The organism is Meridianimarinicoccus marinus (assembly GCF_040689105.1).
GTDB classification, from domain to species: Bacteria; Pseudomonadota; Alphaproteobacteria; order Rhodobacterales; family Rhodobacteraceae; genus Meridianimarinicoccus; species Meridianimarinicoccus marinus.
Genome location: NZ_JBFBVU010000026.1, coordinates 42873 through 52029 on the forward strand (window position 1 = coordinate 42873; position 9157 = coordinate 52029).

The 9157-nt window shown below is 64.4% G+C and carries 14 protein-coding genes and 1 pseudogene; 14 read left to right on the forward strand and 1 reads right to left on the reverse strand.

Features of this window, described 5'->3' with window-relative positions:
* Positions 1 to 23: 23 nt before the first annotated feature.
* The 11 genes from AB0T83_RS16350 (at position 24) to AB0T83_RS16400 (ending at position 6813) form a co-directional block, all read left to right on the forward strand.
* Complete coding sequence (locus tag AB0T83_RS16350; RefSeq protein ID WP_366194290.1) at positions 24 to 692, forward strand: ABC transporter permease; 669 nt, start codon at positions 24 to 26, stop codon at positions 690 to 692.
* Between the two features lie 2 nt (positions 693 to 694).
* Positions 695 to 988, forward strand: coding sequence for an ABC transporter permease subunit (locus tag AB0T83_RS16355; RefSeq protein ID WP_366194291.1), 294 nt, complete (start codon positions 695 to 697; stop codon positions 986 to 988).
* Positions 989 to 1024: 36 nt separating this feature from the next.
* Complete coding sequence (locus tag AB0T83_RS16360) at positions 1025 to 1384, forward strand: hypothetical protein (RefSeq protein ID WP_366194292.1); 360 nt, start codon at positions 1025 to 1027, stop codon at positions 1382 to 1384.
* A gap of 117 nt (positions 1385 to 1501) precedes the next feature.
* The gene (locus tag AB0T83_RS16365; protein ID WP_366194293.1) at positions 1502 to 1831 is read left to right on the forward strand and encodes a hypothetical protein; all 330 of its coding nucleotides are present in this window, start codon (positions 1502 to 1504) and stop codon (positions 1829 to 1831) included.
* A gap of 3 nt (positions 1832 to 1834) precedes the next feature.
* Positions 1835 to 3394: an ABC transporter ATP-binding protein gene (locus AB0T83_RS16370; RefSeq protein WP_366194294.1), complete on the forward strand. Its 1560-nt coding sequence runs from the start codon at positions 1835 to 1837 to the stop codon at positions 3392 to 3394.
* Positions 3391 to 3723 (forward strand): sulfatase-like hydrolase/transferase, encoded by a 333-nt coding sequence (locus AB0T83_RS16375; protein ID WP_366194295.1) that lies wholly within the window; start codon positions 3391 to 3393, stop codon positions 3721 to 3723. Before AB0T83_RS16370 ends, AB0T83_RS16375 begins: the two co-directional genes overlap by 4 nt.
* A 16-nt stretch (positions 3724 to 3739) precedes the next feature.
* Positions 3740 to 3970 (forward strand): hypothetical protein, encoded by a 231-nt coding sequence (locus tag AB0T83_RS16380; protein WP_366194296.1) that lies wholly within the window; start codon positions 3740 to 3742, stop codon positions 3968 to 3970.
* Between the two features lie 23 nt (positions 3971 to 3993).
* Positions 3994 to 4143 carry a hypothetical protein gene (locus AB0T83_RS16385; RefSeq protein WP_366194297.1) on the forward strand — a complete coding sequence of 50 codons (150 nt, stop codon included), beginning with the start codon at positions 3994 to 3996 and terminating at the stop codon, positions 4141 to 4143.
* A gap of 133 nt (positions 4144 to 4276) precedes the next feature.
* Entirely contained in the window at positions 4277 to 4567 is a 291-nt protein-coding gene (locus AB0T83_RS16390; protein ID WP_366194298.1) for a dihydrodipicolinate synthase family protein, read from the forward strand.
* A 256-nt stretch (positions 4568 to 4823) separates the two neighbouring features.
* Positions 4824 to 5294 (forward strand): Lrp/AsnC family transcriptional regulator, encoded by a 471-nt coding sequence (locus tag AB0T83_RS16395; RefSeq protein WP_366194299.1) that lies wholly within the window; start codon positions 4824 to 4826, stop codon positions 5292 to 5294.
* A gap of 148 nt (positions 5295 to 5442) precedes the next feature.
* On the forward strand, positions 5443 to 6813 hold the full coding sequence (locus tag AB0T83_RS16400) for an aspartate aminotransferase family protein (RefSeq protein ID WP_366194300.1): 1371 nt from the start codon (positions 5443 to 5445) through the stop codon (positions 6811 to 6813).
* A gap of 57 nt (positions 6814 to 6870) precedes the next feature.
* Here AB0T83_RS16400 and AB0T83_RS16405 read toward each other — a convergent pair whose 3' ends face one another.
* A complete protein-coding gene (locus tag AB0T83_RS16405) occupies positions 6871 to 7818 on the reverse strand; it encodes a formylglycine-generating enzyme family protein (protein ID WP_366194301.1) in 948 nt (315 codons plus the stop codon).
* 148 nt (positions 7819 to 7966) lie between these two features.
* Here AB0T83_RS16405 and AB0T83_RS16410 point away from each other — a divergent pair, with 148 nt between their 5' ends.
* From AB0T83_RS16410 to AB0T83_RS16420, 3 genes and pseudogenes are all read left to right on the forward strand, one after another.
* Positions 7967 to 8209: an AbrB/MazE/SpoVT family DNA-binding domain-containing protein gene (locus tag AB0T83_RS16410; RefSeq protein ID WP_366194302.1), complete on the forward strand. Its 243-nt coding sequence runs from the start codon at positions 7967 to 7969 to the stop codon at positions 8207 to 8209.
* Positions 8210 to 8626 (forward strand): type II toxin-antitoxin system VapC family toxin, encoded by a 417-nt coding sequence (locus AB0T83_RS16415; RefSeq protein WP_366194303.1) that lies wholly within the window; start codon positions 8210 to 8212, stop codon positions 8624 to 8626. It begins immediately after the preceding gene.
* A gap of 180 nt (positions 8627 to 8806) precedes the next feature.
* Positions 8807 to 9103, forward strand: a pseudogene (locus AB0T83_RS16420) (hypothetical protein); the annotation flags it as partial.
* Between the last annotated feature and the right edge of the window lie 54 nt (positions 9104 to 9157).

Sequence of the window (9157 nt, forward strand, 5' to 3'; positions counted from 1 at the left end):
GGCCATCCTGAAAGGGCGGACCCATGTACCTGATCTATCTGGCCAAGCGCTTCTTGATGCTGTTTCTCGTGGTGGTCACGGCGGCCACGCTGAACTTCTTCGTGCCGCGCATGACGGATCGCAACCCGATCCTCGAAAAGATCACCGAGATGTCGGAAAGCTCGGCCCCCGGCAGCGTTGACATGCAAGGCCTGCTCGAAGTCTTCAACGAACGTTTCGGCCTGAACCGGCCGCTGTTTGAGCAGTACCTGGACTATCTGACCGACATGCTGGTGCTGGATCTGAACTATTCGATCACCAGCTATCCGACACGGGTGTCGGACATGATCGCCCAGGCGCTGCCGTGGACGCTGGGGCTGATGGTGACGGCGACGCTGATCGCCTTCGTGCTGGGCACGATCCTTGGCGCGCTGACGGTTTGGCGCAAATCCAGTCGCCTGCTGCAGATCACGGTGCCCGTCATCATGGTGTTTTCCGCCATTCCCTTCTACCTGATCGGCCTTCTGCTGATCTGTTTCCTGGCCTATCGCGCGGGCTGGTTCCCCATCGGCGGCGGCCATTCCATCACCGCCCTTCCGGGTTGGGACTGGGAGTTTGCCCGCGACGTGATCCGCCATTCGATCTTGCCCGCGGCCTCCATCGTCATTGCCTTTGTCGGGATCTGGGCGCTGGGGATGCGTGGGATGATGTGACGGTGCAGGGCGAGGACTACATGAACTTCGCCGAGGCCAAGGGCCTGAAAATTCGCCGGATGTTCCTGCGGTACGCGGTGCGCAACGCGATCCTGCCGCAGATCACCCAGCTCGTGCTGTTCATGGGGCAGCTTGTGACCGGCGCGATGCTGGTCGAGATCGTCTTCGGTTATCCCGGCATGGGCAGCCTGCTGCTGCAGGCGGTGGACTACCTCGACTACTCCACGATCTATGGCATCGTCTTCGTGTTGATCCTTGCGGTGGCCGTGTCGAGACCTTGTCTATCCGCTCCTTGATCCCTGGACACGGGCGCACAGCAAATGAGTGAGACCATGACCAATGCAATGCCCCAGCCGCGCCCCCGGAAACTGTCCCGGACCACGACGACGCGGATGTATTTCATGCGCAACCCGTCGCTGCTGGTCGGGCTGCTGCTGGTTGGCAGCTTGCTGGCGTTTTCCTTCATCGGCAGTTTCTTCGTCGATGAACGGATGGCGCGACCGCTCTCGGCGCCGCCCTCCCAGGCGCCGGGGGCGTCGCTGCTGTTCGGCAGCGACAGCCAGGTCCGGGATCTGTTCGCGGTGCTGGTCTATGGCACCTGGCTGACGGTGCGGCTGGGGCTGATCGCCGGGGCCATCGGCATCCTTGTCGGCGGCTCGCTGGGCTTAATCGCGGCCTATTTCCACGGCTGAACGGATCGCATCATCAATTTCGTCACCGACGTTCTGCTGTCGGTTCCGGCGCTGCCGATTCTCGTCATCATCGCCGGGCTGGCCTGGCGGCGTCCGACCCGGCAAATCCGGTCACAGGTGCTGGTCACGCGCAACGCGGGTTACGTCAACACGGCGCTGATCTCGCGCGCGGGACCGTTCGAGATCATCATCGCCGAACTTGTATCGAACCTGCTGCCCTATCTGGTGGCCTCGATCAGGCCGGAAGCCATGAGCCTTGGTCCCAAGAACGCGCCGACGCTGGGCATGACGATCTACTACATGATGAGCTTCTCGGCCTTCCTGCTGAAGCTCTGGTGGTGGATCGTGCCACCGATCGCCGCGTTGGTGATCCTGTTCGTCGGTCTCTACCTGATCAACACCGGCCTTGATGAACTGGCCAAACCGCGTCTCAGAAAGAGGGTGTGAGCGATGCTGAACGTCAAGGATCTTTCGGTTGAATTCCCGACCCTGTCGGGCGTGGTGCATGCGGGCGCCGATGTCAGCATCGACCTGGCACCGGGGCGGCGCGTGGGCTTCGTCGGCGAAAGCGGCTCGGGCAAGACCACGACGGCGCTGGCGATCATGCGGATGATCAAGCGACCGGGCCGGATCGCCAAGGGGCAAATCCTGCTGGGCGACACCGACCTTCTGTCGCTGGGCGCCGAGGAGATGCGGCAATCGCGGCTCAAGCGGGTCAGCTATATCCCGCAGGGGGCCATGAACTCGCTGAACACCGTGATGCGGATCGAGAACCAGATCCGGGACGGGATCACCGATCACGAGGGCAAGCGTCCCCGTGCCGAGTTGAAGCGCCGCTCCAAGGAAGCGCTGGAGGGCGTCGGCCTGCCGGCCGAGGTCGGGCGCATGTACCCGCACGAATTGTCCGGCGGCATGAAACAACGCGCCTGTATCGCCATCGGCACGGCGCTGTCGCCGGAGCTTATCATCGCGGACGAGCCGACTTCGGCGCTGGATGTGATTATCCAGCGGCAGCTCATTTCCTCGGTCCCGACCATCGGCGGCACCAGCTTTCTGTCGGTGGACAAGCACCCCGCGCCCTCGGGGTATTCGGCCGATACCGCGCCGCTGCTGGAATTCCGCGGCGTGTCCAAGGTCAATGGCGGCGGCCTGTTGAAGGGGCCGGGCAACACCGTGCTGGCGCCCATGTCCTTCAGGCTGGACGGCGACACGCCGATGATCGTGTCGGTGGTCGGCCAGTCCGGCTCGGGCAAGTCCACCATGGGCGGGCTGATGCTGGGGTTTACCCAGCCGACCACCGGGCAGGTGCTGTTCGAAGGCCAAGACATGGCCCGGCTGCGCGGCAAGGCGGGCCATGCGCTGCGCCGGAACGTGCAGGCGGTTTTCAAGGGTCCCCATGGCTCGTTCAACCCGTTCTACCGCGTGGACCGGGCGCTGTCGCTGCCGCTGAAACGCTTTGGCATTACCCGCGACCCGGCCGAGATAAAACGCCGCATGACCCAGGCTTGCGAGGCCGTCGGCCTGAACCCGCACCTGATCCCTGGCCGCTTCGCACATGAACTTCCGGGCAGCCAGCGGCAGCGGCTGATGGTGGCGCGCGCGCTGATGCTGTCGCCCAAGTTGTTGATCGCGGACGAACCGGTCAGCATGGTCGATGCCTCGCTGCAGGCCTCGATCCTGAAGAACCTCCATGACCTGAAGGACCGCTTCGGATTCTCGATCGTCCATATCACCCGTGATCTGGCCACGGCCTATCACGTCAGCGATTTCGTGATCGTGCTGCATGCGGGCCATGTGGCCGAGGCCGGCCCGCCCGCGCAGGTGATCGGCGATCCGCAGCATCCCCATACGCGGCTGATGATCGATTCGATCCCCTGGCCGGATGTAGACCGCAGTTGGGGCACGCAATACACCTCGCGCGAGGATATGAAGGCGCAGCTTTCCAAGGTCCGGTCGGTGCCGGTCCAGACCCGCGGCGCGGTGCCCGGATTCGCGTTGACCGCCGCATGAAACAGCCCAACATCCTGTTCCGGATGCCCGATCAACTGCGGGCGGATTTCCTGGGCTGCTATGGTGCCGATTTCGCCCGCACCCCGCATCTGGATGCATTCGCGGCTGAAAGCACCGTCTTTGACCGCTGCATCGCGCCCACGCCGATCTGCGTGCCGTCGCGCGCCAGCCTGCTGACCGGGCAAAGCAGCGTCGAAAGCGGGGTGATGGCCAATGATGTCTGGCTGCGCCCCGACCGCCGTGCCTGCGGCATCGGCAGTTGGCCGGACCTACCGGGGCAGGCGGATCATAGGGGCAATGCGGCGAGGGAAAGCCCGCCATCAGCGTGAAGGGCCGATCAGGATCATGGGCGCGCAGCAGTTCGATCCCGCCAACATGCCCCCGGCTTTCACGCCGACCGAGGCCAACGCGGCCCTGCGCCCCTGGTTGGTGCAGAACATGAAGCGATCCTGGGCGGACATCGACTATTCCGAGTTCACGCCGGGTTGGACGCCGACGCGCCGCTCCGATACGGTCGCGCTGCCGGACCTCTACCCGACCTTTCTGGGGGCCGCCGGGATCGCGCCGCGCGCCTGATCTGCGGGGTCACCCATCGCGGAATGATGGCGGAATGTGACGGGCTGAAACTGGCGCGCTATGTGGACGGGCCGGAGACCCTGCACGATATCCGAACCGATCCGCAGGAGCAGACCAACTTTCCCGCCATCCCGATCTGGCCGAACGGCAAGCCGCGCTGGAACTCGGCCTGACCCGCTTCGTGGTTTCGCAGGGTCTAGCCGCCAAAGCCGAAAAACGCGCGCAGGTCACAATCCCGGATGGCGCGCCGACAGGCCGCGGCGGCCACCGCATCCATCCCGTCAATGCCAACTCCGAGGCCGCGACATGACCGATTTCAACGTTCAGGGCATCCATCCGGTGCTTTACGCCCTTTTCGATCAGAACGGAGGGCTGCGACAGGACGGTTTCCGCCACCAGCTGGCCCATAGCATTGAAAACGGCGCGCAAGGCGTGGTGCTGTTCGGTTTCGTGACCCAGTTCTATCGCCTGAGCTTTGCCGAGAAGATCGAAACCCTGCGCACCACGGTCGCCGCCATGCAAGTCCGGGGTCAGGTCGGGGTCACGGTGATGGAGCCGCCCCCCGAAGGCCAGATCCTGCTCGGCAAGGCCGCCTAAGGCTGGCGCACCGGGTTCGACCCCGGCGGCAACGGCCGTCCCGGCCTGCAGCACAACGACCCGGCGATCACGGCGCATGCGCATCACCTGTGGACACAGCTTTCTCAAGGGGCCACGACGCCCGCCGCAAGCGCGCAGGTGCCGTAGACCACGGCACCGCCTGCGTCATGTGACCGGCCGGGAAAGGGGCCTTGATGTCGCCCCCTGATTGCGCCCAAGCCCCATGTCGTGACACTTAGGCAGCATGACCCGACCCGTGAAACTCGATCCCTTCGACATGGCCATCCTGCGCGAGTTGCAGGTCAATGGCCGGATCACCAAGACCGCGCTGGCCGCGAAGGTGAACCTGTCGCCCAGCCCCTGCTGGGAGCGCCTGCGCAAGCTTGAGGACGGCGGGCTGATCACCGCCTATCGCGCCATGGTCGAGATCCGGCGCATCGTCCCGGTGACCGAGGTCATCGTCGAGGTCACCCTGTCGGGCCACAAGGCCGAGGATTTCCGGCATTTCGAAACCCTCGTGCAGGATCTGCCGCAGGTTCAGGCGTGCTGGGCCACCGGCGGCGGGATCGACTATATCCTGCGGGTGGTGGTGGCGGATGTGGACGCCTACCAAGGGCTGATGGATCGCCTGCTGGACACCGGCGCGGGGATCGAACGCTATTTCGGCTATATCGTGACCAAGCCGGTCAAGGATGCGCCCGCGCCGCTGCCACCGGCGGCCGGATAAATCCTCTGCCCGACGCCATTGGGCTGCAAGGATCTTCTGATTTCCCGCGCAAGAACAGGCATTTCTCCGGCTGGAATCTAACCAGCCGTCCGGTGCATCATTGCGCCGAAACAGGACCGGGCCTGCCGGGAAGCGAAGGATCACTCAGATGCTGCACAACGATCAACTGGAACAGTGGGATCGCGAGAATTTCTTCCATCCTTCGACCCATCTGGCCGAATTCGCGCGTGGAAACCTGCCGCAGCGGGTCATCACCGGCGGTTCGGGCTGTCATATTGAAGACCGCGACGGCAACCGGCTGCTGGACGGATTTGCCGGGCTCTACTGCGTGAACGTTGGCTATGGCCGCGCCGAGATTGCCGAGGCCATTGCCGAACAGGCGCGCGAGCTGGCCTATTACCACGCCTATGTGGGCCATGGCACCGAAGCCTCGATCACCCTGTCGAAGATGATCCTCGACCGCGCGCCAGACCACATGTCGAAGGTCTATTTCGGGCTCAGCGGGTCGGACGCCAACGAGACCAACATCAAGCTGGTCTGGTACTACAACAACGTGAAGGGCCGGCCCAAGAAGAAGAAGATCATCTCGCGCTGGCGCGGCTATCACGGCTCGGGGCTGATGACCGGCTCGCTCACCGGGCTGGAGGTGTTTCACAAGAAATTCGACCTGCCGCTGACACAGGTGATCCACACCGAAGCGCCCTATTACTTCCGCCGCGCGGACCGCGCGCAAAGCGAGGCCGCCTTCGTGGCCCATTGCGTCGCCGAACTGGAAGCCCTGATCGACCGGGAAGGCGCTGACACCATCGCCGCCTTCATCGGCGAGCCTGCGCTTGGCACCGGCGGGATTGTGCCGCCCCCCGAGGGCTATTGGCCCGCCATTCAGGCGGTGCTGCAAAAGCACGACATCCTGCTGATCGCCGATGAGGTCGTCACCGGCTTCGGCCGTCTGGGCAGCATGTTCGGATCTGAGCACTACGGCATCCGCCCCGACATCATCACCATCGCCAAGGGCCTGACCTCGGCCTATGCGCCGCTGTCGGGGTCTATCGTGTCGGAAGGGGTCTGGAAGGTGCTGGAAGAGGGCACCGACCGCTTCGGCCCCATCGGCCACGGCTGGACCTATTCGGCGCATCCCATCGGCGCAGCGGCAGGGGTGGCCAACCTGAAGCTGCTGGACGAGCTGGATCTGGTGTCCAACGCGGGCGCGGTGGGGGCGTATTTCAAGCAGGGGCTGATCGACGCGCTGGGGGACCACCCGCATGTGGGCGAGATCCGGGGCGAAGGGCTGCTCTGCGCCGTCGAGTTTGTCGAGGATCGCGACAGCCGCCGCTACTTCGATCCGACCAGGGGCATCGGCGCGGCGCTGAACGGTGCGCTGCTGCGCCGGGGGGTCATCAGCCGGGCCATGCCGCAGGGCGACATACTGGGCTTTGCGCCGCCGTTCTGCCTGACCCGCGCCGAGGCTGATGAGATCACTGGCAAGCTGGCGGAGTCCGTCAAGGAAGTTCTGGGTTGATCGCTGACCCACAACGGCGGGGCAGGGGGTCGCGATGATTGTAGGTCTGTGCCCGGCCTAGGCCGGCCAGACCACCCGGAACCCCTGATGCGTCGTCGTGCTGTCTGGCGCATTGCCCGAGCGCGCGGCGATGCGGTAGCGATAGCAGTAGGAGGCATGGCACAGAAACGAGCCGCCCTTGGCCAGCTTGTAGCCCTTCATGGACTCCAGCCGCTGACGGACGCTCTTCTTCAGGGACTTGATGCGGAAATCGTCCGCCGTCCATTCCCAGACATTGCCGACGAGGTTGTACAGGCCATAGCCGTTCGGCGCAAAATGCTTCGCCGGGGCCGTGGTCAGAAACCCGTCCGCCCCGGTGTTGCGGTTCGGAAACGCGCCCTGCCAGATGTTGCAGGGCAGGAAATCCGTGTCATCGGGTTCTTCATCGCCCCAGGGAAAGCGCACATCGCCCAGGCCGCCGCGCGCGGCGTGCTCCCATTCCACTTCCGTGGGCAAGCGGCCCCCGACCCAGGCGGCATAGTCCATAGCATCGTGCCACGAGATGTGCACCACCGGATGATCGGGAAACCAGGTCTCGGCCTGCGTGCCCGGCCCGTTGATGTCGCGCCAGTTTGCGCCATCGACCCGCCGCCACCATTCAACGCCCTGAATGCCCTGCGTCGGTCCCAGCCGCTGCGGCACCTGCGCCCAGAACACGAAGGACCAGCCAAAACGCTCGGCCTCGGTGACATAACCGGTGGCCTTTACGAAAGCCTCGAACTGGGCATTGGTGACGGTGGTCGATGCGATGCGGAAAGGCTTCACCCGCGCGTTGCGCAACGGATCCTCGCCGTCATTGCGGATGATGGGCCGGCCCGTGCCGACCAGCGTGCGCCCGCCGGGAACCAGAACGGCGTCGTCCGACGGCGCGGGCGGGTTGGGGGCCAGGCGCGGGCTTGCGGGTGTCGCGACCGTGTTCCGCCCGCCGGTTCCGGAACAGCAGCCACCTGTCGTTTCTTGGCTCATGCAAGAGGCCTAGGCGGTGATCGCGGGTTTGTCCAGAAGGCCGGTTTCCGAGCGGTTGATCCGGGGCATGGGGAACGCCGACGGCTTGTGCGGGTAATGCAAAAGAACTATATGTAATGCATATGCGGATCTTGAATTGGAGGGCCTCATGCAGGAATCCACCGTCACATCGCGGGGTCAGACGACCCTGCCGCGCCAGGTGCGCGATGCGCTGGGGCTAAAGCCGGGCGACCGGATCCGCTATCTGGTGCTGGACGACGGCGAGGTTCGGATCCTGAAACCGCGCCCGCTGAGCAGTCTCAGCGGCCTGTTGCATCGTCCGGGCCAGCCCGCCCGCAGCCAGGAAGAAATCGATGCGGCCATCGCCGCCGGGGCCACGGGCGAGGACTGAGTGATCGGGCTCGACACCAATGTGCTGGTGCGGTTCCTGACGCGCGACGACCCGGCGCAATGGGCCGTGGCAGAGCACCTGATGTCCGGCCTCAGCGCGACGCATCAAGGGTTCGTCTGCCGCGAGGTCGTGGTCGAACTGGTCTGGGTTCTGGAACGCGCCTATGGGCTGAAGCGCGCGGCCATCGCGCAGGTGCTGATCGGCCTGCTGGAAGCCCCGGAGTTGCGTGTCGAGGCCGCTGACCGCGTCGGTCTGGCGGTGTCACGCTACGCCCGGGGCGGCGCGGGATTTGCCGACCAGATGATCCGACTGGCCGCCGAGGCCGAAGGCGGACGACTGGTCACCTTTGACCAGCGACTGGCCCGCGAAGACCTTGTCGATCTGCCCGGGCAGGACGGACGACCGCCCCGATCCTGATCTCGGCAAGGGCACTTTGCGACGGCGGGTGTCCTTGCAGCTGGCATTGGTGTCGGCGCGGGACGCGGCCAGTCCTTGGTCCGGGCGGTGCCTTTGGTGATGCCGAAATGTAGCCGCAAGGCGATAGTGTCAGCCATGAGCGATTCAGGAATGTCACTCTCCTCGCATACCGAAGTGTGGATGAACCGCACGATCAAGCACGCGACCGTTAAACGCTTCCTTTACGACAGCCACAATCAACCGCGCACGCACCTTGCCGACTTCATAGCGGCTTACAACTTCGCCCGCAGGCTCAAGACCCTCAGCGGGCTCACACCTTACGAATACATCTGCAAGATCTCGACTTCAGAGCCAGATCGATTCAACCCAAATCCGATCCACCAGATGCCGGGACTGAACACTAGAAAGAGCAGCAGAAATCAAAGCGGTGGCTATCGTCCAGCCAGACAACATCCTTCACAACATGATCATGCGTGAAGCCTGCGAAATTCACCAAGCCCCGCAAGGCGTTTCAGTCTTATGAACTACGAG